Origin of the sequence: Pseudomonas sp. IPO3749 (genome assembly GCF_013386605.1) — a bacterium.
GTDB classification, from domain to species: domain Bacteria; phylum Pseudomonadota; class Gammaproteobacteria; order Pseudomonadales; family Pseudomonadaceae; genus Aquipseudomonas; species Aquipseudomonas azotoformans_A.
Genome location: NZ_JACARN010000036.1, coordinates 1 through 26,845, shown reverse-complemented (window position 1 = coordinate 26,845; position 26,845 = coordinate 1). Strand labels below are relative to the sequence as shown.

At 60.5% G+C, this 26,845-nt stretch carries 24 protein-coding genes; 15 read left to right on the top strand and 9 right to left on the bottom strand.

What is annotated here, in order from left to right; translation table 11 throughout:
- The first annotated feature begins 48 nt into the window (after positions 1-48).
- The gene (locus tag HX812_RS14865) at positions 49-1,773 is read left to right on the top strand and encodes a monovalent cation:proton antiporter-2 (CPA2) family protein (protein WP_050572360.1); all 1,725 of its coding nucleotides are present in this window, start codon (positions 49-51) and stop codon (positions 1,771-1,773) included.
- On the opposite strand, the gene HX812_RS14860 is transcribed toward HX812_RS14865, so the two are convergent.
- The gene (locus HX812_RS14860; protein ID WP_038842012.1) at positions 1,760-2,968 is read right to left on the bottom strand and encodes an ammonium transporter; all 1,209 of its coding nucleotides are present in this window, start codon (positions 2,966-2,968) and stop codon (positions 1,760-1,762) included. The two genes, HX812_RS14865 and HX812_RS14860, sit on opposite strands and share 14 nt — an antisense overlap.
- Positions 2,969-3,309: 341 nt before the next feature.
- Between HX812_RS14860 and HX812_RS14855 the strand changes: the two genes are divergently transcribed.
- From HX812_RS14855 to HX812_RS14820, 8 genes are all read left to right on the top strand, one after another.
- Entirely contained in the window at positions 3,310-3,624 is a 315-nt protein-coding gene (locus HX812_RS14855) for a YqjD family protein (RefSeq protein ID WP_012723021.1), read from the top strand.
- A 2-nt stretch (positions 3,625-3,626) separates the two neighbouring features.
- A complete protein-coding gene (locus HX812_RS14850; protein ID WP_033901397.1) occupies positions 3,627-4,010 on the top strand; it encodes a phage holin family protein in 384 nt (127 codons plus the stop codon).
- Positions 4,007-4,348: a hypothetical protein gene (locus tag HX812_RS14845; protein ID WP_033901396.1), complete on the top strand. Its 342-nt coding sequence runs from the start codon at positions 4,007-4,009 to the stop codon at positions 4,346-4,348. The genes HX812_RS14850 and HX812_RS14845 overlap by 4 nt, the downstream gene beginning before the upstream one ends.
- Before the next feature lie 92 nt (positions 4,349-4,440).
- The gene (locus HX812_RS14840) at positions 4,441-5,604 is read left to right on the top strand and encodes an EAL domain-containing protein (RefSeq protein ID WP_038841974.1); all 1,164 of its coding nucleotides are present in this window, start codon (positions 4,441-4,443) and stop codon (positions 5,602-5,604) included.
- Between the two features lie 71 nt (positions 5,605-5,675).
- Positions 5,676-7,007 carry a deoxyguanosinetriphosphate triphosphohydrolase gene (locus tag HX812_RS14835; RefSeq protein ID WP_038841971.1) on the top strand — a complete coding sequence of 444 codons (1,332 nt, stop codon included), beginning with the start codon at positions 5,676-5,678 and terminating at the stop codon, positions 7,005-7,007.
- Positions 7,008-7,178: 171 nt separating this feature from the next.
- Entirely contained in the window at positions 7,179-7,580 is a 402-nt protein-coding gene (locus HX812_RS14830; protein ID WP_038841968.1) for a response regulator, read from the top strand.
- Positions 7,581-7,829: 249 nt separating this feature from the next.
- Positions 7,830-8,456, top strand: a complete 627-nt coding sequence (locus HX812_RS14825; RefSeq protein WP_038841965.1) for a response regulator transcription factor — start codon at positions 7,830-7,832, stop codon at positions 8,454-8,456.
- Between the two features lie 8 nt (positions 8,457-8,464).
- Positions 8,465-12,100 carry a transporter substrate-binding domain-containing protein gene (locus HX812_RS14820; protein WP_080642324.1) on the top strand — a complete coding sequence of 1,212 codons (3,636 nt, stop codon included), beginning with the start codon at positions 8,465-8,467 and terminating at the stop codon, positions 12,098-12,100.
- 26 nt (positions 12,101-12,126) lie between these two features.
- Here the strand turns inward: HX812_RS14820 and HX812_RS14815 are convergent, their stop codons facing one another.
- Together HX812_RS14815 and HX812_RS14810 are read right to left on the bottom strand one after the other, a co-directional pair.
- The gene (locus HX812_RS14815; protein ID WP_038841959.1) at positions 12,127-12,609 is read right to left on the bottom strand and encodes a GAF domain-containing protein; all 483 of its coding nucleotides are present in this window, start codon (positions 12,607-12,609) and stop codon (positions 12,127-12,129) included.
- Complete coding sequence (locus tag HX812_RS14810) at positions 12,606-13,496, bottom strand: ATP-binding protein (RefSeq protein ID WP_038841956.1); 891 nt, start codon at positions 13,494-13,496, stop codon at positions 12,606-12,608. Before HX812_RS14810 ends, HX812_RS14815 begins: the two co-directional genes overlap by 4 nt.
- A 164-nt stretch (positions 13,497-13,660) precedes the next feature.
- Between HX812_RS14810 and HX812_RS14805 the strand changes: the two genes are divergently transcribed.
- A complete protein-coding gene (locus HX812_RS14805; RefSeq protein WP_038841953.1) occupies positions 13,661-15,970 on the top strand; it encodes a response regulator in 2,310 nt (769 codons plus the stop codon).
- On the opposite strand, the gene HX812_RS14800 is transcribed toward HX812_RS14805, so the two are convergent.
- The 3 genes from HX812_RS14800 to msrB all read right to left on the bottom strand — a co-directional run bounded on the left by HX812_RS14800 (position 15,924) and on the right by msrB (position 17,406).
- Complete coding sequence (locus tag HX812_RS14800) at positions 15,924-16,403, bottom strand: MarR family winged helix-turn-helix transcriptional regulator (RefSeq protein WP_038841950.1); 480 nt, start codon at positions 16,401-16,403, stop codon at positions 15,924-15,926. The genes HX812_RS14805 and HX812_RS14800 overlap by 47 nt on opposite strands.
- On the bottom strand, positions 16,400-16,885 hold the full coding sequence (locus HX812_RS14795) for a glutathione peroxidase (protein ID WP_038841948.1): 486 nt from the start codon (positions 16,883-16,885) through the stop codon (positions 16,400-16,402). The genes HX812_RS14800 and HX812_RS14795 overlap by 4 nt, the downstream gene beginning before the upstream one ends.
- 128 nt (positions 16,886-17,013) lie before the next feature.
- The gene (msrB, locus tag HX812_RS14790; protein WP_033901384.1) at positions 17,014-17,406 is read right to left on the bottom strand and encodes a peptide-methionine (R)-S-oxide reductase MsrB; all 393 of its coding nucleotides are present in this window, start codon (positions 17,404-17,406) and stop codon (positions 17,014-17,016) included.
- A 202-nt stretch (positions 17,407-17,608) separates the two neighbouring features.
- On the opposite strand from msrB, the gene HX812_RS14785 reads away from it, so the two are divergent.
- On the top strand, positions 17,609-18,820 hold the full coding sequence (locus HX812_RS14785; protein WP_017734399.1) for a pyridoxal phosphate-dependent aminotransferase: 1,212 nt from the start codon (positions 17,609-17,611) through the stop codon (positions 18,818-18,820).
- A gap of 304 nt (positions 18,821-19,124) precedes the next feature.
- Complete coding sequence (htpX, locus tag HX812_RS14780) at positions 19,125-20,012, top strand: protease HtpX (RefSeq protein WP_016978461.1); 888 nt, start codon at positions 19,125-19,127, stop codon at positions 20,010-20,012.
- A gap of 54 nt (positions 20,013-20,066) precedes the next feature.
- On the opposite strand, the gene HX812_RS14775 is transcribed toward htpX, so the two are convergent.
- Positions 20,067-20,723 (bottom strand): thiopurine S-methyltransferase, encoded by a 657-nt coding sequence (locus HX812_RS14775; protein WP_038841944.1) that lies wholly within the window; start codon positions 20,721-20,723, stop codon positions 20,067-20,069.
- Positions 20,724-20,826: 103 nt separating this feature from the next.
- Between HX812_RS14775 and HX812_RS14770 the strand changes: the two genes are divergently transcribed.
- The gene (locus tag HX812_RS14770) at positions 20,827-21,594 is read left to right on the top strand and encodes a class III extradiol ring-cleavage dioxygenase (protein WP_038841943.1); all 768 of its coding nucleotides are present in this window, start codon (positions 20,827-20,829) and stop codon (positions 21,592-21,594) included.
- A gap of 84 nt (positions 21,595-21,678) precedes the next feature.
- Here the strand turns inward: HX812_RS14770 and HX812_RS14765 are convergent, their stop codons facing one another.
- Positions 21,679-23,352, bottom strand: a complete 1,674-nt coding sequence (locus HX812_RS14765; protein ID WP_028615656.1) for a DEAD/DEAH box helicase — start codon at positions 23,350-23,352, stop codon at positions 21,679-21,681.
- Positions 23,353-23,776: 424 nt separating this feature from the next.
- Here HX812_RS14765 and HX812_RS14760 point away from each other — a divergent pair, with 424 nt between their 5' ends.
- Entirely contained in the window at positions 23,777-24,568 is a 792-nt protein-coding gene (locus tag HX812_RS14760) for a crotonase/enoyl-CoA hydratase family protein (RefSeq protein ID WP_038841939.1), read from the top strand.
- A 1-nt stretch (position 24,569) separates the two neighbouring features.
- Here HX812_RS14760 and HX812_RS14755 read toward each other — a convergent pair whose 3' ends face one another.
- Positions 24,570-25,325, bottom strand: a complete 756-nt coding sequence (locus HX812_RS14755) for a spermidine synthase (protein WP_038841936.1) — start codon at positions 25,323-25,325, stop codon at positions 24,570-24,572.
- A gap of 124 nt (positions 25,326-25,449) precedes the next feature.
- On the opposite strand from HX812_RS14755, the gene HX812_RS14750 reads away from it, so the two are divergent.
- A complete protein-coding gene (locus HX812_RS14750) occupies positions 25,450-26,796 on the top strand; it encodes a class II 3-deoxy-7-phosphoheptulonate synthase (RefSeq protein WP_016975387.1) in 1,347 nt (448 codons plus the stop codon).
- Positions 26,797-26,845 lie beyond the last annotated feature (49 nt).

Here is a 26,845-nt window from a genome sequence, read left to right as displayed (position 1 = left end):
CTGTTTCAGCGATTCTCGCGGCTTTTTGCCTGCCCACCTGCAACGGAGATGCGTGTGTTTGCCAACCTGCTGATTATACTGGCCTCATCCCTGGTGGTGATTGCGCTGTTTCGTCGCCTGCAATTACCCCCCGTGCTGGGTTACCTGTGCGTCGGCCTGGCCGTGGGCCCCACCGCGCTGGACTGGGTGAATGACAGTGAAGAGCTACCCGACCTGGCCGAACTGGGCGTGGTGTTCCTGCTGTTTTCCCTCGGCCTGGAGTTTTCCCTGACCAGGATGCTCGCCCTGCGCCGAGTTGTATTTGGTCTGGGCAGCTTGCAGGTGTTGGGGTGCGGGGTACTGCTGGGACTGTTGTTGATGATCCTGGGTGTGGCGCCGGGTATCGCCTTGTTGCTGGGGGCAGGACTGGCACTGTCGTCCACAGCCATCGTCAGCAAGGAGCTGACCAGCCTCGGGGAAATCTTCAGCAGTCACGGCCAGAACGCGATTGGCGTGTTGCTGTTCCAGGATGTGGTCGCGGTGTTGCTGCTGACCCTGGTGCCAGTGTTCGCCGGCACTGGCGAGCAAGCCTGGTATTGGGCGCTGCCCCTGACCCTGGGCAAGACCGTGGTGCTGTTTGTCGGCCTGCTATTGGCCAGCCGCTGGTTATTGCCGCGCCTGTTTCATGAAGTGGCCGCCTCCCATTCAGCGGAGCTGTTTGTGCTGCTGGCGCTGGTGATTGTGTTGTTGACCGCTTGGCTCACGCACCTGTTGGGGCTCTCCCCTGCGCTCGGTGCCTTCCTGGCCGGCATGCTGTTGGGCGAAAGCCATTACCGCCATCAGATCGAGGCAGATATCCGGCCGTTTCGCGACATCCTGCTGGGGCTGTTTTTCGTCAGCATCGGCATGCTGATCGACCTGCAACTCTTCGTCAGCCATAGCCTGCTGATCCTCGGCCTGACCCTGACCTTGATGCTGGTCAAAGGCTCTGTGGTCGCCGTGCTGGTCAAACTGCGCGGCAGCGACAGTGAAACCGCCTGGCGCAGCGGCCTGGCCCTGGCCCAGGGTGGCGAGTTCTGCTTTGCGTTGATGGCACAGATGCAACAAAGCCGGTTGATCCCGGATGAATTTAACGGCCTGCTGCTCGCGGCCACTTTTTGCTCGATGCTGCTCACGCCGCTGCTACTGCGCGCCGCCCCCGCCATCGCCCTGCGCCTGCACCGCAAGCCCAACCAGCAGGTGCAGCTGGAAGCAATCACCGCGCTCAACGCCGAGCTGCGCGGGCACGCGGTGATCTGTGGCTATGGACGCGTCGGCCAGTCCATCGGGCGTTTTCTGCGCAACGAACAACAAACCTTCATCGCCCTGGATGACGACCCGGAACGGGTGCAGGAAGCCGCCACTGAAGACAGCAGCGTGCATTACGGCGATTGCCGGCGTGGCGCGTTGCTCAGCGCAGTCGGCCTGGAGCGTGCGCGATTGGTGGTGATTGCCGTGGACAACACCGATGTGGCGCTAGTGGTGCTCAAGGAAGCGCGTCGGATCAACGCCGACGTGCCAATCCTGGTGCGTACCCGCGACGACAGCCAGCTGGCAGAACTGAAAGCCGCAGGCGCCAGTGAAGTGGTGCCCGAGTTGTTGGAGTCGAGCCTGATGCTCGCCTCCCATGCCTTGATCCTGCTGGGCCTGCCGGACCAACAGGTTCAGGCGCGGGTCGACGAAGTGCGGCAGACCCGCTATCGCCTGCTACACGGTTTTTATCGGCCGGCAGACGAGCCGATCAATCCTGACTGACCGCGCCGATCTTGTGGATCGACAGGTCCGCGCCGTAATACTCCTGTTCCTGGCTCAAACGCAGCCCGGTGACGCGCTTGATCACGCCATACACCAACAGGCCGCCCGCCAGCGCCACCAGCACGCCGAGGGCGGTGCCGATCAACTGGCTGACCAGGCTGACACCGCCCAGTCCACCCAGCGCGGTCTGGCCGAAGATGCCGCAGGCGATGCCGCCCCACACGCCGCACAGACCGTGCAGGGGCCACACACCCAGGACATCGTCGATCTTCCAGCGGTCCTGGGCCGCAATAAAGAACCACACAAACAAACCACCGGCGACGACACCTGTGACCAGCGCGCCCACCGGGTGCATCAGGTCGGAGCCGGCGCAGATCGCCACCAACCCGGCCAGCGGGCCGTTATGCAGGAAGCCTGGGTCGTTGCGGCCGATGATCAGGGCCGCCACCGTGCCGCCGACCATGGCCATCAGCGAGTTGACGGCGACCAAACCGCTGACGCCGTTCAGGGTTTGCGCGCTCATCACGTTGAAGCCGAACCAGCCGACGATCAGAATCCACGAGCCCAGCGCCAGGAACGGAATGCTCGACGGTGCAAACGCCACCAGGCGCCCTTCGCGGTAGCGCCCATTGCGCGGACCCAGCAGCAACACCGCCGCCAGCGCCAGCCAGCCGCCCATGGCGTGCACCACCACGGAACCGGCGAAGTCATGGAAGCTGGCGCCAAAGGTCGCGAGCAACCAGGCCTGCAGGCCGAAATTGCCGTTCCACACCATGCCTTCGAAAAACGGGTAGATAAACGCCACGATCAACGCCGTCGCGCAGAGCTGTGGAGCGAACCTTGCGCGCTCGGCAATGCCCCCGGAAATGATCGCCGGGATCGCCGCCGCAAAGGTCAGCAGGAAGAAAAACTTCACCAGGCCATAGCCGTGATCGGCACTGAGCACCGCTGCCGGTTGCATGAAGCTCACACCGTAGGAGATCCAATAGCCTATAAAGAAGTAGGCCAGGGTGGAGATGGCGAAGTCGCTGAGGATCTTCGACAAGGCGTTGACCTGGTTCTTCTGGCGCACTGTACCGACTTCGAGGAACGCGAAGCCGGCGTGCATGGCCAGGACCATGACCGCGCCGATCAGGATAAACAGGGTGTTGGAGCTGTGGACGAGCGTGTCCACTGCACTTTGCAAATTTTCCATGGAGGTTGGCAGGCCTGCAATAAAGGCAAAAAGCACCAAAGCGGTTCAAGCCAGGGTTGAGCGCACTAAATTGGCACCACCGGTCCCACCCCTCTTCAGAGGGCGTGAACCGCTTTAGCGCAGCGATCAACACAACAAGCCGTTGCCGACAGGGTTTTTCCGCGAATTTCAGTTATTTAGGGTAAGGTTTTTCAAGGCTTCCTGCCCGACCGCCCAGATTCAGCGCAAGCCCCGGGGCCTGCGCACCAAGGCAAAGCAAAAGCTGTACCACACAATTGCACTGAACCTTCACCGAAGCCGGTGACTCGAAACGTACAGATCAGCCAATCACGGAGATAACCATGGCCAGAAGAACTGCAAAGACTGCTCAAGAAATACTGATGGCGGATTTTCAAACCCTGGTGACTGACACCGAACGGTTGTTGGACGACACCAAAGTGCTGGCGGGCGACCAGGCTGATGAGCTGCGCGCAAAAATTCACGACACGCTGTTGCAGGCCCGTGAAACCCTGAAGCAGACCGAAGACTCCCTGCGCGAACGCGGCCAGGCTGCGGTCACTGCGACCGAAGATTACGTGCAAGCCAACCCTTGGCAGTCGGTGGGCATTGCCGCCGGCGTGGGCTTTCTGATCGGCCTGCTGGCCACAAGGCGCTAACCATGTCTATCGGCGAAACGGGCTCGTCCACGGGCACTACCTCAAGACGTCTGGGCGCGGCCGTGTTGGGCTTGCTGCACAGCCACGTCGAATTGTTTGGTATCGAATTGCAGGAACAGAAGGCCCGCACCGTCAGCCTGCTGCTGTTTGCCGGCCTGGCATTAGTGTTTGCGCTGCTGTTGCTGGTGGGGCTGTCGACCCTGGTGATGATCCTGGTGTGGGACACCGGCTACCGCCTGACCGGGATCATCTGCCTCTGCGTGTTCTATACCTTGGCCGCCGCGTTTTGCGGGGTACGCTTGAAGGCGGCGGTATTCGATGAGTCCACGCCCTTCCACGCCACCCTCGAAGAGCTGGCCAATGACCGGGAGCGCCTGCTGCCATGAGCATCACTGAGATCCCGCAAACCACCTCCCGCCGGGAAATGCGCAAGGCGTTGATCCGTCTGCGCATGGAAATGCACCGTCAGGAGATCCGCCACGAGTCCCAGCAACTGATGTTGCCCCTGAACAAGGTGCGCAATATGGGCAGCAACTGGCAGGACAGCCTGGGCATCAAGCACGCGCCGCTGTGGGGCGTGGCCGCGGTGACGCTGATGGGTTTCTTTACCGGCAAAGGTGCCAAGGGCGGCGGCATTGGCAGCTTGACGCGCCTGGTGCGCCTCGGCGCCGGCTTGATCCCGTTGATCAAACTGGCCATGCAGGGCTCTTCGCGTAAAAGTTGAGCCTGGCTGGCTGCATTCTTGCTAACAGAATCGGCCCGGCCCTCGTTTTCGAGGGCCGGGCCTTTTTTCGCCAATGTTTCTAAGGAGGCCCCGTGATCGACGGGCAACCGCTCGCCTGCTTCCAGCCGTTTATCGACACCGCCACCGGCCGCATTGCCGGCGTCGAGGCCCTGGGCCGCCTGCGCCAGGCTGACGGCCGCTTGCAGTCCGTGGGCCCGCTGTTCGCTGACCCGCGCACGCCGGGCGTGACCTTGCGCCGCCTCGACCGGCAGATTCGCGACAATGCGCTGAGCCGCTTGCACGAAGCGCCCGAAGACTGGTTCCTGAGCCTGAACATCTCGCCACGCTGGATCAATCGCCTGCGCCCAGGCCAGGCCCTGCCGAGCCTGAAGCAGATCCACCACCATGGCGTCGACCCGCAGCGCATCGTGTTCGAGATCACCGAACTAGGTGGCGACATCCGGCGCCTGGCCGACGTGGTGGCGCGCTATCGCGAAGCCGGTGCGCGCATCGCCATCGACGACTTTGGCGCTGGTTACTCCCAGCTCGACCGGGTGCTGGCGTTGCAGCCGGATATCCTCAAGCTGGACATGCGCCTGTTCCAGGACGCCGCTCGCGGCGGGCCGAGCAGCGAAGTGGTGCGAGCCCTGGCGCAGATGGCCGAGAAGACCGGCTGCTGGATCATTGCCGAAGGCGTGGAAACCGAGGCGCAATTGAGCTTCGCCCTGGAGTGCGGTTCGCGCTATGTGCAGGGCTATCTGTTTGCCCAGGCGCAGTTGGACTGGTTCGCCGCCGACGCCTTTGTGCCGCGTTTCGCCCAGTTGCGCACGGCCTATGTCCAGCAGAAGCTGGCGGAACGCGGGCGCGTCATGCAACTGCGCCAGCAATTGGCCGAACTGATGAAGATCCTGCAGACCTGGGCCCAGGGGCAGGCGCCGCTGAACCAACTGCCGCAACTGCCGGCGTTTCCCTGGCTGCTGCGCTTCTATCAGTGTGACCGGCACGGCACCCAACTCACACCGAACTTTGAGTGGCGCCAGGATGCCTGGCAGTCCGACAGCCGTTACCTGGGCCACAACTGGTCATGGCGTCCATACTTCTATCACCTGTTGGCCGAAGGCTGGGAAGAGCGCCGGCTGACGTTGTCTTCGACCTACCGCGACGCCACCACCAACCAGTATTGCCTCACCGCCGGACAATTCTTCGATAACGGTCAGCGCTTGCTGTTAATCGATATCGACGCGGCCGGGCTGTAGATTTTCGCTTGCCCAGGCCGCGCTGAACCGGGAAGCTGGGAGGGTCATTCACCGCACGGAGAGTACCCGCCTTGGATTGGCCCACCCTGTTGACTCGCGAACGTCTTGGCAAACCGCTGCACAGCCCGGAAGAACTGGGGCGTAGCCCGTTTCACAAAGACCATGACCGTATTATCTTCTCCGGCGCATTTCGTCGCCTGGGCCGCAAGACTCAAGTGCACCCGGTTACCAGCAACGACCATATCCACACGCGCCTCACCCACTCCCTGGAAGTGAGCTGTGTGGGTCGTTCCCTCGGCATGCGCGTCGGCGAAACCCTGCGCAGCGCCCTGCCCGACTGGTGCGACCCGAGCGACCTGGGCATGGTGGTGCAGTCGGCCTGCCTGGCCCATGACATCGGCAACCCACCGTTCGGGCACTCCGGCGAAGACGCCATCCGCCATTGGTTCCAACAAGCCGCAGGACGTGGCTGGCTGGACGACATGAGCAGCGCCGAGCGCAATGACTTCTTGAATTTCGAAGGCAACGCCCAAGGCTTTCGGGTGCTGACCCAGCTTGAGTACCACCAGTTCGACGGTGGCACCCGGCTGACCTACGCCACCCTGGGTACCTACCTGAAATACCCCTGGACTGCCCGCCACGCCGACTCCCTGGGCTACAAGAAGCACAAGTTCGGCTGCTACCAGAGCGAACTGCCAATCCTCGAACAGATCGCCCACAGGCTCGGCCTGCCACAACTCGAAGAACAGCGCTGGGCCCGGCACCCGCTGGTGTACCTGATGGAGGCGGCGGATGACATCTGCTACGCCCTGATCGACCTGGAAGACGGCCTGGAAATGGAGTTGCTCGAATACGCCGAAGTCGAGTCGCTGCTGCTCAACCTGGTGGGCGACGACCTGCCCCAGACCTATCGCCAACTGGGCGCCCAGGACTCGCGCCGACGCAAGCTGGCGATCCTGCGCGGCAAGGCCATCGAGCATCTGACCAACGCAGCGGCACAGGCCTTCGTCGAGCAACAGGACGCCCTGCTCGCCGGCACCCTTCCCGGCGACCTGGTGGAACACATGCACGGCCCGGCCAAGCGTTGTGTGCTGGATGCCAAGGACATGGCGCGCAAGAAGATCTTCCAGGACAAGCGCAAGACCCTGCATGAGATCGGCGCTTACACCACCCTGGAAATTCTCTTGAATGCGTTCTGCGGTGCGGCACTGGAGCAGCATGGCGGGCGTACGCCGTCGTTCAAGAACCGGCGCATTCTCGATCTGCTGGGCAACAATGCGCCGAACCCTGAATGGCCGCTGCACGCGTCGTTCCTGCGCATGATCGACTTTATCGCGGGGATGACTGACAGCTATGCCACCGAGATGGCCCGGGAAATGACCGGACGTTCCAGCCCTCAGTAACGACCATGATCAAGCCGCCTGTTTCTTGAAAGGAATCGACCTACGACGGGAACAGAGCGGCCTGATCGAATTCGCACAACCACTCGATGAATAATCACGCACGCTCCGGGCGACCCTGGCGAACTGGTCCTACGCGCCCTCCCTCGATGCTTGACTCACCGTGTGGCCCCAATGCCCATTTACTCGCTCCGTATCCTGCTGGTGGAGGATCACCCGTTCCAACTCCTCGCCACCCAATGCCTGCTCAGAAGCTTTGGCTTCGCACGACTGACGCCGGCCGAAAGCGCCGAGCAGGCAATCTGCTTGATGTCGCAGGCCGAGGTGCCTTTCGACATCATCTTGTGTGACCAATGCCTACCCGACTTGCCGGGACTCGAACTGATTGAAATCGCCAGTCGCCGACGCTTTACCACGACCGCCATCCTGTTGAGCGGTTTACCGGTGGCGGAACTCGCCAGCCTGATCACTCAAGCCATGGACCGCGGCCTGCCACTGCTTGGCTATTTATCCAAGCCGCTGAACAAGGATGAACTTGCACATTTGCTCTGCCCACTGCTCAAGTTAGAAATGTAGGAATTAAACATTATGAGCCGACGAAAGACGTCGATACCGCATCAGTTAAATCCATAGCTGCAGCATTTAGTCCACTCACGTCCAAAGCACTGACACATCGCTTCACCAAGCCTGAGCAGCCGGTAGGCTATTACCTTTTTTATTGTAGGATTTTTCCTGTTTTATATCTACTCACCCCTCGGCTCATGCTCCTCTCTCCTCTTCTGAGCTAATGTGCCCGCTTTATTTGCACTTGCACGGAATCTGATCATGAACTCAGTTTTTATTATCGATGACCACCCGGTTATACGGCTCGCCATCCGGATGTTGCTGGAACACGAAGGCTACAAAGTAGTGGGCGAAACAGATAACGGGTGCGACGCCATACAAATGGTCCGCGAATGCCTGCCGGACCTGATTATCCTGGATATCAGCATTCCCAAGCTGGATGGCCTAGAAGTGCTCTGCCGCTTCAACGCCATGAACACGCCGATGAAAACCCTCATACTGACCGCCCAATCGCCCACCCTGTTCGCCACACGCTGCATGCGTTCGGGCGCCGATGGCTACGTGTGCAAGGAAGGCGACCTGAGCGAGTTGCTGAGCGCCATCCGTGCAGTGTTATCCGGTTACAACTACTTCCCCAGCCAGGCACTGAATACCAATGGTGTCGATAGCGTCGAATCCCAGGAGCTTGAACTATTCAAGACCGTCAATGACCGGGAACTGATGGTATTGCAACTTTTTGCACAAGGACGTACCAACAAGGAAATTGCCAAGGGTATGTTCCTGAGTAACAAAACAGTAAGCACTTATAAAAAGAGGCTGATGCAGAAACTTCAAGCCAAGTCCTTGGTAGAACTTATCGAGATGGCAAAACGAAACGCGCTAGTGTGAGAAAGCGGATGCCCAGGCGTATAAAGGACTATCTGATTATATTGAGTGCCGGCTTGTGCTTCAGCACCGTGGTACTTGCGAACCCGCCAACGGGCCCGGAACATTTCGCCTTGTTGAGTCGTGCAGGCTCGGTTCAACTGGAAACCCACCTGAACAAGGCTCAACGCCAGTGGCTGCAAAACAAGCGCGAGTTGGTGCTGGGCACTGCGGCGCCTGATTACCCCCCCTTCGACCTCACGTCCAGCGGACGTGACTACGAGGGTCTCACCGCTGATTACGCCGGCCTGCTGTCCAAGGCGCTGGCCTTGCCGGTGAAAGTATTGCGCTACCCCTCTCGCGAGGCCGCGATCCGCGCGCTTGAAACGGGGGCTATCGATTTGCTGGGATCCTCCAACGGTTTTGAGGCGGCCAACCCAAACCTCACGCTGTCAGAGCCCTACGCGGTGGACCAGCCGGTCCTCGTCACCCGCGAAGGAGAAACCCGCAGCCTGACCAATGGCCTGGCCGGCATGCGCCTGGCGCTGGTGTACCACTACCTGCCGTTGAGCGAGGTGGAAAAGCTGTACCCCAAGGCGACCCTACGCGCTTATCCCTCTTATCAAAATGCCTTGAATGCGGTGGCGTTCGACCAGGCGGATGTATTCCTTGGCGATACCATCTCTACTCACTACATGATCAACAAGGGCTACCTGAAGAACATCCGCATGGCCAACTTCGGCAAACACGAAGCCTACGGGTTCAGCTTCGCCATGCCCCAACACCAGCAGACGCTATTGAGCATTGTCGACGCCGTATTGACGGCCGTGCCCACCAATGAACGGGAAGCGATCGCCAAACGCTGGAGCGCCGGCAGCGATATCTTGCTGACCGACCAGAAACTGCAACTGACACAACGCGAAGAACGCTGGCTACAGGAGCATCCAGTGGTCAAGGTGATCGTGAATGAGACCTTTGCCCCGCTGTCGTTCTTCGACGCCGATGGCAACTTCCGCGGCATCACCGCCGACCTGCTGGAACTGGTTCGCCTGCGCACAGGGCTGCGTTTTGATATCCAACGTGAGCGTGTCGTTCAGTCAATGATCGAACAGGTCGACGCAGGGAAGGCCGACATCATTGGCGCCATCGTTCCCAGCACGGAACGGGAAGCCCGGTTGAACTTCAGCCGTCCCTACCTGGAAAACTCCTACGTAATGTTGACACGCAAGGAAAACCAGGCGGCGACCAGCCTGGAAGAAATGGAAGGCAAGCGCGTGGCCGTCACTGAAGGCAGCCCAATGGCAGCGTTTCTGCGCGAGCACTTCCCAACCATTCAATTGGTCGCAACGGGTGATAACTTCAAAGCCGCCGAGCTGCTGGTGCAAGAGCACGTCGACGGTGCCGTGAACAGCTTGGTCATCGCCAACTATTACCTCTCGTCCTCCATGTTTCAGGACAAGGTCCAGATCAGTTTCAGTATTGGCACCACGCCCGCTAAATTTTCGCTGGCCACCTCACGCAACGCCACCGAACTCAGCTCGATTCTCGACAAGGCCATGCTGAGCATCGCACCGGATGAGCTGGGGGTCATCAACAGTCGCTGGCGCGGTTACACCGCCGCCTCCGACAGCTACTGGCGCAACTATCACCAACTGATCGCGCGCATCATCATCGGCACCGGGCTTTTGCTGCTGATCTCCCTGAGCTGGAACGCCTATATGCGCCGTCAGATCAAGCATCGCAAAATGGCCGAGCGCGCCCTCAATGATCAATTCGAGTTCATGCGGGCCTTGGTCAACGAAACCCCGCACCCCATCTACGTACGTGACCGTAAAGGCTTGCTGCAGACCTGCAACGACAGCTACTTGCAGGTGTTCAACGTCAAACGCGAAGACGTGATCGGCAAAAGCGCCATCCAGATGAGCGCCGCCCTTGAAACCGATGCGACGCAATACCATGCCGACTACCAGCGCGTGATGGCCGAAGGTAACCCGCTGATCCTGGACCGCACGCTGCATATCCACGGGAAGAAACTGACGATCTATCACTGGATCCTGCCCTACCGTGACTCGACTGGAGAGGTGCAAGGCATTATTGGCGGCTGGATCGACATCAGCGAACGACGCCAGCTGTTCGATGAAATCCGCGCTGCCAAAGAACGCGCCGACGAAGCCAACCGGGCCAAGAGCACGTTCCTCGCCACCATGAGCCATGAAATCCGCACGCCGATGAACGCGGTGATCGGCATGCTCGAACTCACCCTCAAGCGCGCCGACCAGGGTCATCTTGATCGCCCGGCCATCGAAGTGGCGTACAACTCGGCCAAGGACCTGCTCGAACTGATCGGCGATATCCTCGACATCGCGCGCATCGAATCCGGCCGCCTGAGCCTCGCGCCGGAGCGTGTCAACCTGCGGGAGGTGATCGAGTCGGTGGTGCGCGTGTTCGACGGCCTGGCACGCCAGAAAACCCTCAGCCTGTCGCTTGAGTTCAACCCCAACCTGGATGACACCGAAGTGCTGATCGACCCGCTGCGCTTCAAGCAGGTGCTGTCGAACCTGGTCAGCAACGCGATCAAATTCACCGAGCGTGGCCAGGTGAAAGTCAAGGTCGAGGTGCTGCCCACCGAGCTGGCGCAGCAGGTCGAGATGAAACTGGTGGTCGAGGACACCGGCATAGGGATCAGTCGGGATGATCAGTTGCGCCTGTTCGAGCCCTTTGCCCAGGCCGACAATTCCGGGCAGCTTGCCAGGAGCGGCGCCGGCCTTGGGTTGGTGATCTGCCGCAGCCTGTGCGCGATGATGGGTGGGCAATTGAGCCTCAGCAGCGTGCCGATGGTGGGCACCCAGGTGCATATCAGCCTGAACATGACCCGTCTTCAGCCGGAACAGCCGGTGCTTGAATACAAGCCTGAGGCACCTGCAAGCGCGCCAGTGCTGAACGTGCTGGTCGTGGACGACCATCCCGCAAACCGCTTGCTGATGTGCCAGCAACTGGGCTACCTGGGGCGTCAGTTCAGCGCCGCCCAGAATGGCGCCGCCGGTTTCCAGGCCTGGCGCCAGGAGCGTTTCGACTTGGTGATCGCCGACTGCAACATGCCCACCATGAATGGCTATGAGCTGAGTCGCTCGATCCGCGAATACGAACAGCGCGAGCAACTGGCGCCGTGCGTGGTGTTGGGCTTTACCGCCAATGCCCAGCCCGAAGAGAAGCAACGTTGTGCCGACGCGGGCATGAACGACTGCCTGTTCAAACCGATCAGCCTCACTGCACTGGAACGGCAACTGGCAAAGATCGCCCCGCAAACCACTGACCTGCACCTGGACCTCGGCAACTTCGAGGCCCTCACCGGTGGCGACCCACAATTGAGCTGGCGTTTGCTGGAAGAACTGTTGAGCAGCAGTCGGCATGACCGCCAGGAACTGGAGGCGCTGATCAGCGCACATGCCCCGCTTCAGGAGATCACCGAGCAGGCGCACAAAATCAAGGGCGCTGCGCGCATTGTTCAGGCGACCCCATTGGCCAGGCAGTGCGAAACCCTTGAGCAGGCGTGCGCCCGTGAGGATGACTGGACGGCGATTGAAGCCGGGGCGAGATCCCTGGAAAAACTCATGCTGGAACTCGAGAGGTTGCTGCAAGGGCAGCTTCACGGCTTGGAGGGTCAGTGAAGGGGCGCGAGCCGCCCCTCCCGTGATCAGCAGTCGGTCAAGCGCAGGAAAATCGCCGCCAGCTGTTCAATACCCGCCTGGTCCTCGGGGGTGAAGCGCGCCAGCGACGGGCTGTCGAGGTCAAGCACGCCAATCAGTTGGCCGTCCTTGACCAGAGGCACCACCAGCTCGCTGTTGGACGCGCTGTCACAGGCGATATGCCCTGGGAACGCATGCACATCCTCCACGCGCTGGGTCTGCCGCGAGGCGGCCGCTGCACCGCACACGCCACGGCCAAACGGAATGCGCACGCAGGCGATCTGGCCCTGGAACGGGCCGAGCACCAGCTCTTCGTTACGGTTGAGGTAAAAACCGGCCCAGTTCAAGTCGTCCAACTGGTTGAACAGGAACGCAGAAAACTGCGCACTGTTGGCAATGAAATCCCGCTCATCGGCCAGCAGCGACTCCAGTTGCGCACAGAGCATGGCGTAGCCATCAAGGCCAGTGCCGGCGCTTTGTAGATCGATCATGGTTGCAGCTCCAGCAATTTGAGGCCTACCCAGTAACGGGCGAATTGATAGGCGCAACGACCGTTGCGGTTGCCGCGACCGGTGGCCCAGCGCACGGCCAGGATGTCGAGGGCTTCATCGCGTTGCCACTGCAAACCGGCCTTGCTTGCCAGCTCGCCGATCCAGTGCTCCACCACATCCAGGAAGTGTTCTTGCGTGAAGGGGTAGAACGACAACCACAAGCCGAACCGATCGGACAACGCGATCTTGTCTTCCACCGCTTCGCTTGGGTGCAACTCGCCGTCCACGCGTTTCCAATTGTCGTTGTCGCTCTGGTTTTCCGGCACCAGGTGACGGCGGTTGGAGGTGGCGTACAACAGCACGTTTTCCGGGGCCTGCTCCAAGGAGCCGTCGAGCACGCTTTTAAGCACACGGTAATCGCCCTCACCAGCCTCGAACGACAGGTCGTCGCAGAACAGGATAAAACGTTGCGGCAGCTTGAGCAGTTGCTCGACCACGCGCGGCAGGTCGGCCAAGTGGTCGCGTTCGATCTCGATCAGGCGCAAGCCGGCTTTGGCGTGCTGGGCCAGCAAAGCCCGAACCATGGACGATTTGCCGGTGCCACGCGAACCCCACAGCAACGCATGGTTGGCGGGAAGACCGTCGATGAATTGCTGGGTATTGCGCGCCAGTGTTTCACGTTGCTTGTCCACGCCGATCAGGTCGGACAGGCGCATGTCCAGGCTTACGTCCAGCGGCAACAGGAAACCCGTGCGGCCTTCACGCTGCCAGCGGGCAGCCAGGCAGTGGTTCCAATCGATGGCTTGGCGGGGCGCGGGTAACAAGGGTTCCAGGCGGGCGAGCACTGCATCGGCCCGTTCAAGAAACGCATTCAATCGAGAATCCACGATTATTCCTCTGGCAAGTTCTTGCAAAAGATGGCGTATTGGCAGCCCTGCGGCAGACCGCACGAGGCTGCGTAAAAAAACGATTCATGCCGGGTAAGCCAGAGCCTGTGGATGTTCAGCTATGCTTGCCGGGCGAAGGGAAACGTGAAGTGGTTCAACACTCGATGGATATCAAGTTCGCCCACCGCTTGTCTTATAAACAAGCCAGATTGACTGTGCTGGTCGGTTTCGTCTTGGGAACCTTGCTCAGCCTGATCCAAATCGGCATTGATTATGCCAGCGAAGACGCATCCATCAACCGTGAAATTCGCTCGTTGATCGAAATCAGCCACAACCCCGCCTCACGCATCGCTTATAACATCGACGCCGAACTGGCCCAGGAACTGACCCTGGGCCTGCTGCACTCCCCCGCCATCATTCACGCCCAGTTGATCGACAACAACGGCGCGGTACTGGCCGATGTCGACCGCCCGCGCAAAGAAAGTACCTACCGCCCCGTCAGCGATTTCCTGTTCGGCGCCAACCGCCAGTTCGAAGACCGGCTGTTCCTCAGCCATATGCCCAACGAATCCCTCGGCGTGCTGCGCCTGGACGTGGACACCTATGCCTTTGGCAGCCGCTTCCTGCGCCGTGCCGAGATCACCCTGCTCAACGGCTTCGTCCGTAGCCTCTTGCTGACCGGCATTCTGTTGGGCTTGTTCTACGTGATGCTGACCCAGCCGCTGGTGCGCATCATCCGCGAGTTGAGCAACCGCCGTCAGGCACGCCTGGACTGCCCACCCGGCCATGAACACGACGAAATCGGCGTATTGGTGAACGTGGCCAACCAGCAGTTCGAAAACATGGAGACGGAGATCCAGCAACGCCGTCACGCCGAAGACCGGTTGACCGAATACCTGGGACAACTGGAAGACATCGTGTCCGCACGCACCCTGGAACTCAAGGCGAGCAACCAGCGGCTGAGCCAGTCCAACGATGAGCTGGAAGCGGCCAAAATGCATGCATTGGGCATGGCCCAGGCACGTGCAGCGTTCCTGGCCAACATGAGCCACGAAATCCGCACGCCGCTGAACGGCCTGCTGGGGATGATCGCGCTGTCACTCGACAGCCCACTCAATGCCGAGCAGCGTCAGCAACTGTCCATCGCCCATGACTCGGGCAAGGTGCTGGTGGAACTGCTCAACGATATCCTCGACCTGTCCAAGTTCGACGCCGGCCAGTTGGAGTTGGAACGCATCCCGTTCGACTTGGGCTCGCTGGTGGAAGACACCGCCAACCTGTTGTCACAGAACGCCGCGCCGAACGTCGAACTGACGTGCCTGATCGACCCGCAGTTTCCCGCCCAGGTCCTGGGTGACCCGACCCGTGTACGACAGATTGTCAGCAATCTGCTGTCCAACGCCTTGAAATTCACGCGCTTCGGCCGAGTAGATGTTCGTCTCAGCGCGCGGGACGGCCAGGTGCGCATCGAGGTCTGTGATACCGGCATCGGCATTGCGCAAGAAGCCCAAGTGAAGATCTTCCAGCCTTTCACCCAAGCCGGTGCGGGTATCACACGCCAGTTCGGCGGCACGGGCCTGGGCCTGGCATTGACGCACAACCTGTGTGAAGCGATGAAAGGCCGGCTGAGCATCAGCTCGGAGGTGGGCTTTGGCAGCCAGTTCTGCGCCGACCTGCCGCTGCCGATCCATTTGCCCGCCGTCCAGCCACTGCCGCTCAAAGGCGAGGTCATCGCCATTACCAGTGCCGGCAGCGGCCTGACCGAACTGCTCACGACCCTGCTTCCCCACTGGGGGCTGACACCGCGCTGCTACCCACGTGATGAAGATTTAAGCGGGCAAACGCCGGACCTGCTGATCACCGATTGCCCGGAATGCCTGTTCCGCCTACGCCCTACCATCAACGCGCCGATCCTGCTGGTGACCGCCTACGGCAACTTCATGCCCAGCGAAGAAGTCGCCGCACTCGCGCCGCTGCAACAACAGGCACGCCCGTTGAGCCGCAATGCGCTGTATCAGATCCTGCAACGTAACTTGCGCAGCGACGCACAACTGATCCTCGACCCGATCCAGATGGAGGCCGCGCCCTTGGCACACCGCGCGCGCATCCTGTTGGTGGAAGACAACCCGGTCAACCAACTGGTGGCCAAGGGCATGCTCGGCAAACTGGGGTGTGAAGTGATCGTCGCAGCCCATGGTGGTGAAGCGCTCAAGTTTCTTGAAGAACAACACTTCGACCTGGTGTTGATGGACTGCAATATGCCGGTGATGGACGGCTATGAGGCCAGCCGGCAGATCCGTCGCAGCGGGCGCTGGCCGGACCTGCCGATCGTTGCCTTGACCGCCAATGCGCTGTCCGAAGAGCGCGAGCGTTGCCGGGCTGCGGGCATGAATGACTACCTGGCCAAGCCATTCCGGCGTGAGGAACTCAATGGTTTGCTGGAGCTGTGGGTGCCGAAGACGACAAGTCTCTGATCTGCCGAAGCAACTGGTCCAAGCCCTCGCGCAGCGCGTCAGCCTGGTTCAGGTCGATACCGCTGTCGCACAGCAGCCGGGTCTTGAGGTCATGGGTCTGCTCGCGCAGTTGAACGCCGCTTTCACTCAGGCTCAAGTGCACTTCCCGCTCATCCTCGGCGCTGCGCTGGCGCTTGACCCACCCGAGCTGCTCAAGGCGCTTGAGCAGCGGTGTCAGCGTGCCGGAATCCAGCATCAAGCGCTCGCCCAACGCCTTGACCGTGGGTTGCACCGGTGTTGCGGCGTGCCACTCCCACAGCACCAGCATCGCCAGGTATTGCGGATAAGTCAGGCCCAACTGATCAAGCATCGGCTTGTACGCGCGCGTCACCGCCCTGGAGGCGGCGTAAAGTTTGAAACACAGCTGATGGTCGAGCGCCAGGGAGACGGTCATTTGAGCAGGGCTTCGATCTCTTGGGTCAGGTCCTGCGGCTTGGTGGTCGGCGCAAAGCGCTTGACCATCTGGCCGTCACGGCCGATGAGGAACTTGGTGAAGTTCCATTTGATGCCCTTGGAACCGAGCAGTCCGGGCGCCTGTTTTTTCAGTTGCACGAACAATGGGTGGGCGTCGCTGCCATTCACGTCGATCTTCTTGAACAGCGGGAAGCTGACACCGAAGTTCAGCTCGCAGAACTCGGAAATCGCGCCCTCGTTACCCGGCTCCTGCTTGCCGAACTGATTGCAGGGGAAGCCCAACACCACCAATCCCTGGTCCTTGTATTGCTGCCAAAGCTGCTCCAGGCCCTTGTATTGCGGGGTGAAACCGCACTTGCTGGCGGTATTGACCACCAGGATGGCCTTGCCGGCGAAATCGGCCAAGGTCTTTTGCTCCCCCTTGATGGTGGTGCAAGGGATGCTCAGCAGGTTGTTGCTCATGGCAATGCCTCAGTAAGGTCTAAAGAAGCGTAAACATAGTAGGCAATTAAATTGTGCGCAATTGAATTGACCGGAATGATATCCCGCTATAGGGCGCTCCCGCGTTATCCGCAGGAGCGCTGGAAGACCTAGCGCGGCACCAGGTCCAGGCACACCGAGTTGATGCAGTAACGCAGGCCGGTCGGCGGCGGGCCGTCCGGGAACACGTGCCCCAAGTGGGCATCGCATTTGGCGCAGGTGACTTCAGTGCGGATCATGCCGTGGCTGACGTCACGGATCTCGATCATCGCGCTGTCGGCAATCGGCGCGTAGAAGCTGGGCCAGCCGCAGCCGGAGTCGAACTTGGTGGTGGAGTCGAACAGCGGCTCGTTGCAGCAAATGCAGTGGTACACGCCATCCGTCTTGGTGGCGTTGTACTTGCCGCTGAAAGGTCGCTCGGTACCCTTGAGACGGCACACGTTGTATTGCTCCGGATCGAGCATCGCCTTCCATTCTTCAACGGTTTTCTGCAACTTTTCCATCGGTACACCTCGGCAACTGAAAAAGCCTGATCTGTGTCTTTTCCATGGATCAGGCGGCACGTATGATTGCGCCTCTTCAAAACGCCAGTCTGGCACCCGCGCTACCGGCATTCAAACGTATTTATGGGTGCGGGCCCCGCAGGATTCGCAGTACGGTAGTGTCCCCACCGTCTGGATCGTTCATTTTCAGGATCACATCGCCATGCAGGTCAGCAAATCGAACAAGCTCGCCAACGTCTGCTACGACATTCGCGGCCCAGTGCTCAAGCACGCCAAACGCCTGGAAGAGGAAGGCCATCGCATCCTCAAGCTGAACATCGGCAACCCGGCGCCCTTTGGTTTCGAAGCGCCGGACGAAATCCTCCAGGACGTGATCCGCAACCTGCCCACCGCCCAGGGCTACAGCGACTCAAAAGGCCTGTTCAGCGCACGTAAGGCGGTAATGCAGTACTACCAGCAAAAGCAGGTCGAAGGTGTTGGCATCGAAGACATCTACCTGGGCAATGGCGTGTCCGAGCTGATCGTGATGTCCATGCAGGCCCTGCTCAACAATGGCGACGAAGTGCTGGTACCGGCGCCGGACTACCCGTTGTGGACCGCCGCCGTGACCCTGGCGGGCGGCCATCCGGTGCACTACCTGTGTGACGAGGGCGCCGACTGGTTCCCGGACCTGGCCGACATCAAGGCCAAGATCACCCCGAACACCAAGGCCCTGGTGATCATCAACCCGAACAACCCGACCGGCGCGGTGTATTCCAAGGAAGTGTTGCTGGGCATGCTCGAACTGGCACGCCAGCACAACCTGGTGGTGTTCTCCGACGAGATCTACGACAAGATCCTCTACGACGACGCCGTGCACGTGTGCACCGCCTCCCTGGCGCCGGACCTGCTGTGCCTGACCTTCAACGGCTTGTCCAAGTCCTACCGCGTGGCGGGCTTCCGCTCCGGCTGGATCGCCATCTCCGGTCCCAAGCACAACGCCCAGAGCTACATCGAAGGCATCGACATGCTGGCCAACATGCGCCTGTGTGCCAACGTGCCGAGCCAACACGCGATCCAGACCGCCCTGGGCGGCTACCAGAGCATCAATGACCTGGTCCTGCCTCAAGGCCGCTTGCTGGAGCAGCGCAACCGCACCTGGGAACTGCTCAACGCGATCCCGGGCGTGAGCTGCGTGAAGCCCATGGGTGCGCTGTACGCCTTCCCGCGGATCGACCCGAAGGTATGCCCTATCTTCAACGACGAGAAGTTCGTGCTTGACCTGCTGCTGTCGGAAAAGCTGCTGGTGGTGCAAGGCACCGCGTTCAACTGGCCGTGGCCGGATCACTTCCGTGTAGTGACATTGCCGCGCGTGGATGACCTGGACATGGCCATTGGTCGCATCGGCAACTTCCTCAAGTCCTATCGCCAGTAACGGAAGCGACGCTGTACGACCGACAATCGGTCGTACAGCGAGTATCTGGCAACACTTCTCTGGTTTTCCCCCGTACAGGCACTTCGCCGTGACTGAAAAAGCCTGCTACCCCCTGTATTCACGGGACTGCGAGGCACCGGCGAACCGATTCAGCCGTCTTTTCCCTATCGGAAATGCCCTTCGAGACTCTACATTCAGGCTGTAGGACACAGTTTGAAATAGTCGCTCGGTTGAATCACCCCATGCCGCACCTTATATACCCCGCAGTACGCGACATATTAAGCATGAGGAGAACTCTACAACCATGATGCGCATCCTGCTGTTCTTGGCCACTAACCTTGCGGTCGTGCTGATTGCCAGCATCACCTTGAGCCTTTTCGGCTTCAATGGGTTCATGGCGGCCAACGGGGTTGACCTGAACCTCAATCAGCTGCTGGTTTTCTGTGCGGTCTTTGGTTTTGCCGGCTCGCTCTTCTCGCTGTTCATCTCCAAGTGGATGGCAAAGATGAGCACCAGCACCCAGGTGATCACCCAGCCCCGTACCCGGCATGAGCAATGGTTGCTGCAGACCGTCGAGGAGCTATCCCGACAAGCCGGTATCAAAATGCCAGAAGTCGGGATCTTCCCGGCTTATGAAGCCAACGCCTTTGCCACCGGCTGGAACAAGAACGACGCACTCGTTGCGGTGAGCCAGGGCATGCTGGAACGCTTCTCCTACGATGAAGTGAAGGCCGTGCTCGCCCACGAGATCGGCCACGTGGCCAACGGTGACATGGTCACCCTGGCGCTGGTACAAGGCGTGGTGAACACCTTCGTGATGTTCTTCGCGCGGATCATCGGCAACTTTGTTGACAAAGTGATCTTCAAGAACGAGGGCGGCCGCGGCATTGCCTACTTCGTGGCGACCATCTTCGCCGAGTTGGTGCTGGGCTTCCTGGCCAGTGCAATCACTATGTGGTTCTCTCGCAAGAGAGAGTTCCGTGCAGATGAAGCCGGTGCCCGCCTGGCCGGTACCGGGGCGATGATTGCAGCGCTGCAACACCTGCGCTCCGAACAAGGCTTGCCGGTGCATATGCCGGACAGCCTGACCGCCTTTGGCATCAACGGTGGCATCAAGCAGGGCATGGCTCGCCTGTTCATGAGCCACCCGCCGCTGGAAGAGCGTATCGACGCACTGCGTCGTATGGGCTGATAACTTGCAATGCAAAAAGGGGCGATTGAATCGCCCCTTTTTTGTGATGCCGATTCAGGCCTTGGTCAACCGGTAAACCCGCTCATCAAGCTGCGTGACACCCTCCTGCACGAACTTCCAGCTCTCCTGCAGAACGTCTTGCTCTTGCAGCGCTTTCAGGGTCCAGTCCGACCCGAACAACACCTTCACCTCCTCATCCGTCACCGCAAATGGCGGCCCGGCTTTTTGCGTCTGGTCGTAATCGAGTGTGATCAGCAGCCCCTGGCAACCCGACGGCAGCAAGCGGCTCAACTGCTCGGCGTACTGCGCACGCATCAGCGGTGGCAAGGCAATCAGGGCGGCGCGGTCATACAACGCAATGCACCCGATCAGGGCTTCGGCGTCCAGGGCAAAAAAGTCGCCGCACCATACTTCGATCAGGTCAGCCTGGTACACCGTAAAGGCATTGCGCCGAGTGATGCGTGGCACAAGGTTCTGCTCACTGAAAAACGCCTCGACGGCCTGTTCCGAGAGCTCCACGCCCATCACCCGCAGCCCATGACTGGCCAGCCACATCAAATCCAGGCTCTTGCCGCACAGCGGCACCAATACCTTGGAGCCCTCGGCGAGCGCCAGCTGCGGCCAATGTCGTTGCAGGTAAGGGTTGACCTCGGGCAAATGAAAGCCGATCTGATTGCGCGCCCAGCGTTCCTGCCAAAACTTAGGCTCCATAGATCCTCCCTATAATTCGATCAAATAGTGCTAAAACTTATATTAGATTTAGATCAATGACCTGATTGAAGATGGGTCCATGTTAACGCTCAGGACCCTACTTATGTTGCCCAGCCTGTTTATCTCACATGGTTCACCCATGCTTGCCCTGCAACCCGGTGCCAGCGGCCCGGCCCTTCAACGTCTCGCTGCCGAGCTGCCACGCCCGAAGGCAATCGTGGTGGTGTCGGCACACTGGGAAAGCCACGAACTCTTGGTCAGCGGCAATGCCGCGCCCGAAACCTGGCATGATTTCGGCGGTTTCCCCCGCGAACTGTTTGCCGTGCAGTACCCGGCACCGGGCAACCCGCAACTGGCCGGGGAAATTGTCGAGTTGCTGAAGGCCGACGGCCTGAATGCGCGCACCGATGACCGTCGCCCCTTCGACCATGGCACCTGGGTGCCCCTGTCGTTGATGTACCCGGAGGCAGATATCCCGGTGGTGCAGGTGTCGTTGCCCAGTCGCATGGGCCCTGCCCTGCAGACCCAGGTTGGGTATGCGCTGGCCAGCCTGCGCGAGCAGGGCGTACTTCTGATCGGCTCGGGCAGCATCACCCACAACCTGGGCGAGTTGGACTGGCACGCAGGGCCTGAGAGCATCGAATCCTGGGCGCGAGACTTCCGCGATTGGGTGGTCGACAAGCTGGCCGCCGACGATCAAGAGGCATTGCACGACTACCGCCGCCAGGCGCCGAATGCCGTGCGCAGCCATCCCAGTGACGAGCACCTGCTGCCGCTGTTCTTTGCGCGTGGCGCTGGGGGGGATTTCAGCATCGCGTACCAGGGCTTCACGTTGGGCGCGCTGGGCATGGACATCTACCGCTTCGGCTAACCCAGACACCTTAAACCGCAGGCAAAAAAAATCCCCGAACCAGTCGGGGATTTTTTATGTGCGATCAATCAGCCCAAGGGCGGATCAATCTTCGCGGTAGCGACGCAGCTTCAACTGCTTACCGGCAACGCGAGTGTCTTTCAGCTTGGCCAGCAGCTTTTCCAGGCCATCTTCCGGCAGCTCCACCAGGGAGAAGCTATCACGGACCTGGATGCGACCAATGGCTTCACGTGCCAGGCCACCCTCGTTGAGGATAGCGCCCAGCAGGTTCTTGGCAGCGATACCGTCACGCGCGCCCAGCGCGGTACGGCAACGAGCACGGCCTTCAGCCAATGGCACCGGAGCACGACGCTCACGATCACCACGGTCTGGACGGTCGCCAGTACGCTCTGGACGATCACCGCGTGGTGCGCTGTTCGGAACCAGTGGACGTTCTTTCTCGATGGCTGCCAGGGTCAGGGCCTGACCGTTGGTAGCTTTGCGCAGCAAGGCTGCAGCCAGGGCACGTGGGGTGCAACCGATATCGGCGGTCAGGCGGTCCAACAGGTCGCCGTGGGTCGATTCAGCGTCAGCTACCAGTGGCGACAGGCTGTTGGTCAGTTTCTTGATGCGGGCATCCAGAACGGCCTGGGCATCCGGCAGGCGGACTTCGGCAACTTTTTGACCAGTAACACGTTCGATCACTTGCAGCATGCGGCGTTCACGTGGAGTCACCAGCAGCAGTGCACGACCTTCGCGACCGGCACGGCCGGTACGGCCGATACGGTGAACGTAGGACTCTGGATCGTACGGCATGTCAACGTTGAACACGTGGGTGATACGTGGAACGTCGAGGCCACGAGCAGCTACGTCGGTCGCCACAACGATGTCCAGACGGCCATCCTTGAGGGAGTCGATCACGCGCTCACGCTGGTTCTGGGCGATGTCACCGTTCAGCGCAGCGGCTTTGTAGCCTTTGGCTTCCAGGGCACTGGCCAGGTCCAGGGTGGCTTGCTTGGTGCGCACGAACATGATCAGCGCGTCGAAGTCTTCGACTTCCAGCAGGCTCAATACAGCCGAGGTCTTCTGGTCAGCGTGAACCAACAGGTGAGCCTGTTCGATCGCGGTAACGGTCTGAGTCTTGGTCTGGATCTTGACGTGCTCCGGGTCACGCAAGTGACGCTCGGCGATGGCACGGATCGACTGTGGCAGGGTGGCCGAGAACAGCACGGTCTGACGGGTCGGTGGCAGCGCCTTGAAGATGACTTCCAGGTCATCCATGAAGCCCAGCTTCAACATTTCGTCAGCTTCGTCCAGAACCAGGTGGTTCACGGTCGACAGGACTTTCTCGTCACGACGCAGGTGGTCGCACAGACGGCCCGGAGTGGCGACAACGATCTGTGCGCCATTACGGATTGCTTTCAGTTGTGGGCCCATAGGCGCGCCGCCGTAAACGGCCACAACGGTAACGCCTGGCATTTGCTTGGCGTAGGTTTCAAAAGCGGTTGCTACTTGCAGCGCCAACTCACGGGTTGGCGCCAGGATCAGGGCTTGCGGTTCGCGCTTGGCAGGATCGATGCAGTGCAGGATTGGCAAAGCGAACGCGGCGGTTTTGCCGGTACCGGTTTGCGCCTGGCCAATCATGTCCTTACCGGCCATGATGATCGGGATCGATTGCTGCTGAATCGCCGAAGGCTCTTCGTAGCCAGTCGCTGCGACGGCTGCAAGAATATTCGGGTTCAGATTAAAAGCGGCGAAGCCGCCGGTTTCCTGGGTCATGGGTCTGCCTCTAAGTGCATCCGCAAAGACCCATGCTCCAAAGCTGCGCATGCCGTGTTGAGACTCAAGAGTCGCCCTGGCTGCTTTGTCGGCGGGGATTTGCGAAAACGAATGAATGAAAAAGATTCGTCAAGGGAGAGTCCGCTGTGCGGACGTGCAGCCGAAGCTGACTTCGGGGAAATGCGCTACCTAAACGCGGCCCGGTTAAAGGCCGGCGCGCACTATACCGGAAATAGCTGAAAAAGGGAGCTTTTTTTATCGGAAAGCACCGATAAACCGTGCTGTGTCACAGTCTTTGCAGATAACACCGGCAAGGTCTATTTTTCTAAGGCCCGGCCCTGTTGGCCATAATGCTTAAACGGTTCACCTGACCTTTCGAACCCTTTGGTCCGAAACCCTTCCCCGCGCCCGAGGGCACACCCCGATGAATCAAGCCAGCAGCAGCCGCGTCAGTCGTGAACTCCAGGGGCATGTCTTGCTTTTAGGCCTGGATCGGGTCGCCAAACGCAATGCATTCGACCTGGACCTGCTCAATGAGCTGAGCCTGGCCTATGGCGAATTTGATCGAAATACCGACGCACGGGTCGCCGTGGTGTTTGCCCATGGCGATCACTTCACCGCCGGGCTGGACCTGGCCAACGTCAGCGGGGTGATGGCCGGCGGCTGGCAGCCTCCTCTGGGCGGTTGTGACCCCTGGGGTGTGTTTGCCGGCCCCCGTGTGAACAAACCGGTGATCGTCGCAGCCCAGGGTTACTGCCTGACCATCGGGATAGAGCTGATGCTGGCCGCAGACATCAACCTCTGCGCCAGCAACACGCGCTTCGCGCAGATGGAGGTACAGCGTGGGATCTTTCCGTTTGGCGGCGCGACGCTGCGCTTTCATCAGATCGCCGGCTGGGGCAACGCGATGCGCTGGCTGCTGACCGGCGATGAATTCGACGCCCATGACGCCCTGCGCCTGGGCCTGGTGCAGGAAGTGATGGCCAGCGAAGACCTGCTGCCCCGCGCCGTCGAACTGGCCAACCGCATCGCCCGCCAGGCGCCACTGGGCGTGCAGGCCACGCTGATGTCGGCGCGGTTGGCGCGGATGGAAGGCGAAACCGTTGCGGCAGCGGCGTTGCCGCCGATGGTGGATAAGCTGCTCAATAGCGAGGATGCCAAGGAAGGTGTACGGGCGATGATCGAGAAGCGGCCCGGCGTATTCAAAGGCCTCTAGCTCAGGTCGCCGGGCGGATCGCCTTGATCAGCGGCTGCAACGAATAACCCAATCGCGGTGCCAGGGCTTCGGCGCGAGCGGACAATGCCTGCAGGTCCAGTTCCTGATCCAACTCCGAAGGCACCAGCAAGATCACATTGCCCTCCTTCACCGGCAACTCCCAGTAATGCCGGTGATACAAGCCACGCAACAAAGCAGCGCCCAAAGGCTTGCCATCGTCGGTAGCCCACTGGTTGATCACCAGCCAGCCGCCGGGGTTGAGTTTCTTCTGGCAGTTTTCCAGGAAGGTCCAGGCCAGGTGCCCAACGCCGGGGCCGACGTCAGTGTAGAGGTCAACGAAGATCAGGTCGGCCGGCTCTGCGGTCTCCAGCAATTGCAGGGCATCGCCAATGCGGATGTACAGGCGCGGATCATCGTCCAGCCCCAGGTATTCGATGGCCAGGCGCGGCACATCGGGGCGCAGTTCGATGGCTTCCACGTCTTCCAGCGGCAGGAACTTCAGGCACGCCTGGGTCAGCGTGCCAGCGCCCAAGCCCAGGAACAGCGCGCTTTCCGGCTGTTCATGGCACAACGCGCCGATCAGCATCGCGCGGGTGTAGTCGTACTCCAGCCAGCTCGGGTCAGCGGTGAACACACAGCTTTGCTCGATGGCATCGCCGAACTCGAGAAAACGGTAATCGGCCACTTCGAGCACACGAATCATGCCGAAGTCATCATGGACTTCAGCCAGCAGGCGCTCGACACGCTCCTCGGTCATCACTACTCCTAAAGGGTTTACCGCACGGCAAAGGCGCGATTGTCGGCCAACCGGCGGCAACAGGTCACGCACTAATTGCTGATAACATTGGCGCCCCACCGTCAATCAGCCAATCGAGTTCATGATGAGCCAACCCTGGAGCCCCGACAGCTGGCGCGCCCTGCCGATCCAGCAACAACCCCAGTACCCGGACGCTGCGCACTTGTTGCAAGTGGAGCAGAATCTGGCCAGCTACCCGCCGCTGGTGTTTGCCGGGGAAGCCCGCGAGTTGCGCCGTCAGTTTGCCGAAGTGACCCAGGGTCGCGCCTTCCTGTTGCAGGGCGGCGATTGCGCCGAGAGTTTTGCCGAGTTCTCTGCCGCGAAGATCCGCGACACCTTCAAGGTGCTGCTGCAGATGGCCATCGTGATGACCTTTGCCGCCGGCTGCCCGGTGGTGAAAGTCGGGCGCATGGCCGGCCAGTTCGCCAAGCCGCGCTCGGCCAACGATGAAACCATCGACGGCATCACCCTGCCCGCCTACCGTGGCGACATCGTCAACGGCATCGGTTTCGACGAAAAAAGCCGCGTGCCGGACCCGGACCGCCTGCTGCAGTCCTATCACCAGTCCACGGCCACCTTGAACCTGCTGCGCGCCTTTGCCCAGGGCGGTTTTGCCGACCTGCACCAGGTGCACAAGTGGAACCTGGATTTCATCGCCAACTCCGCGCTGGCCGAGAAGTACAGCCAGTTGGCAGACCGTATCGACGAAACCCTGGCCTTCATGCGCGCCTGCGGCATGGACAGCTCGCCGCAACTGCGCGAAACCAGTTTCTTCACCGCTCACGAAGCACTGCTGCTCAACTACGAGCAAGCCTTCGTGCGCCGTGACAGCCTGACCAACGATTACTACGACTGCTCGGCGCACATGCTGTGGATCGGCGACCGCACCCGCCAGTTGGACGGCGCCCATGTCGAGTTCCTGCGTGGCGTGAACAACCCGATCGGGGTCAAGGTCGGCCCGAGCATGAACCCGGATGACCTGATCCGCCTGATCGACATCCTCAACCCGGACAACGACCCCGGCCGCCTCAACCTGATCGCGCGCATGGGCGCCGGCAAGGTCGGCGATCACCTGCCAGGTCTGATTCGCGCCGTACAACGTGAAGGCAAGCAGGTGTTGTGGAGTTCCGACCCGATGCATGGCAACACCATCAAGGCCAGCAGCGGCTACAAGACCCGCGACTTTGCGCAGATCCTGGGTGAAGTGAAGGACTTCTTCCAAGTACACCAGGCCGAAGGGACTTATGCCGGCGGGATTCATATCGAGATGACCGGGCAGAACGTCACCGAGTGCATTGGCGGCGCGCGGCCGATCACCGAGGATGGATTGTCGGACCGCTATCACACCCACTGCGACCCACGGATGAATGCCGATCAATCGCTGGAGTTGGCGTTTCTGATTGCCGAGACCCTGAAACAGGTCAAGCGCTGAGGAACCTGTAGCAAAAGGTTCTAACTTAATGTGGTGAGCGGGCTTGCCC

What these genes read in the sequence shown, in the direction of transcription:
- HX812_RS14865 (WP_050572360.1), top strand. Translation starts at nt 49, where the DNA reads ATGCGTGTGTTTGCCAACCTGCTGATTATACTGGCCTCATCCCTGGTG.
- HX812_RS14860 (WP_038842012.1), bottom strand. Translation starts at nt 2,968, where the DNA reads ATGGAAAATTTGCAAAGTGCAGTGGACACGCTCGTCCACAGCTCCAAC.
- HX812_RS14855 (WP_012723021.1), top strand. Translation starts at nt 3,310, where the DNA reads ATGGCCAGAAGAACTGCAAAGACTGCTCAAGAAATACTGATGGCGGAT.
- HX812_RS14850 (WP_033901397.1), top strand. Translation starts at nt 3,627, where the DNA reads ATGTCTATCGGCGAAACGGGCTCGTCCACGGGCACTACCTCAAGACGT.
- HX812_RS14845 (WP_033901396.1), top strand. Translation starts at nt 4,007, where the DNA reads ATGAGCATCACTGAGATCCCGCAAACCACCTCCCGCCGGGAAATGCGC.
- HX812_RS14830 (WP_038841968.1), top strand. Translation starts at nt 7,179, where the DNA reads ATGCCCATTTACTCGCTCCGTATCCTGCTGGTGGAGGATCACCCGTTC.
- HX812_RS14825 (WP_038841965.1), top strand. Translation starts at nt 7,830, where the DNA reads ATGAACTCAGTTTTTATTATCGATGACCACCCGGTTATACGGCTCGCC.
- HX812_RS14820 (WP_080642324.1), top strand. Translation starts at nt 8,465, where the DNA reads ATGCCCAGGCGTATAAAGGACTATCTGATTATATTGAGTGCCGGCTTG.
- HX812_RS14815 (WP_038841959.1), bottom strand. Translation starts at nt 12,609, where the DNA reads ATGATCGATCTACAAAGCGCCGGCACTGGCCTTGATGGCTACGCCATG.
- HX812_RS14805 (WP_038841953.1), top strand. Translation starts at nt 13,661, where the DNA reads ATGGATATCAAGTTCGCCCACCGCTTGTCTTATAAACAAGCCAGATTG.
- HX812_RS14800 (WP_038841950.1), bottom strand. Translation starts at nt 16,403, where the DNA reads ATGACCGTCTCCCTGGCGCTCGACCATCAGCTGTGTTTCAAACTTTAC.
- HX812_RS14795 (WP_038841948.1), bottom strand. Translation starts at nt 16,885, where the DNA reads ATGAGCAACAACCTGCTGAGCATCCCTTGCACCACCATCAAGGGGGAG.
- msrB (WP_033901384.1), bottom strand. Translation starts at nt 17,406, where the DNA reads ATGGAAAAGTTGCAGAAAACCGTTGAAGAATGGAAGGCGATGCTCGAT.
- HX812_RS14785 (WP_017734399.1), top strand. Translation starts at nt 17,609, where the DNA reads ATGCAGGTCAGCAAATCGAACAAGCTCGCCAACGTCTGCTACGACATT.
- htpX (WP_016978461.1), top strand. Translation starts at nt 19,125, where the DNA reads ATGATGCGCATCCTGCTGTTCTTGGCCACTAACCTTGCGGTCGTGCTG.
- HX812_RS14775 (WP_038841944.1), bottom strand. Translation starts at nt 20,723, where the DNA reads ATGGAGCCTAAGTTTTGGCAGGAACGCTGGGCGCGCAATCAGATCGGC.
- HX812_RS14770 (WP_038841943.1), top strand. Translation starts at nt 20,827, where the DNA reads ATGTTGCCCAGCCTGTTTATCTCACATGGTTCACCCATGCTTGCCCTG.
- HX812_RS14765 (WP_028615656.1), bottom strand. Translation starts at nt 23,352, where the DNA reads ATGACCCAGGAAACCGGCGGCTTCGCCGCTTTTAATCTGAACCCGAAT.
- HX812_RS14760 (WP_038841939.1), top strand. Translation starts at nt 23,777, where the DNA reads ATGAATCAAGCCAGCAGCAGCCGCGTCAGTCGTGAACTCCAGGGGCAT.
- HX812_RS14755 (WP_038841936.1), bottom strand. Translation starts at nt 25,325, where the DNA reads ATGACCGAGGAGCGTGTCGAGCGCCTGCTGGCTGAAGTCCATGATGAC.
- HX812_RS14750 (WP_016975387.1), top strand. Translation starts at nt 25,450, where the DNA reads ATGAGCCAACCCTGGAGCCCCGACAGCTGGCGCGCCCTGCCGATCCAG.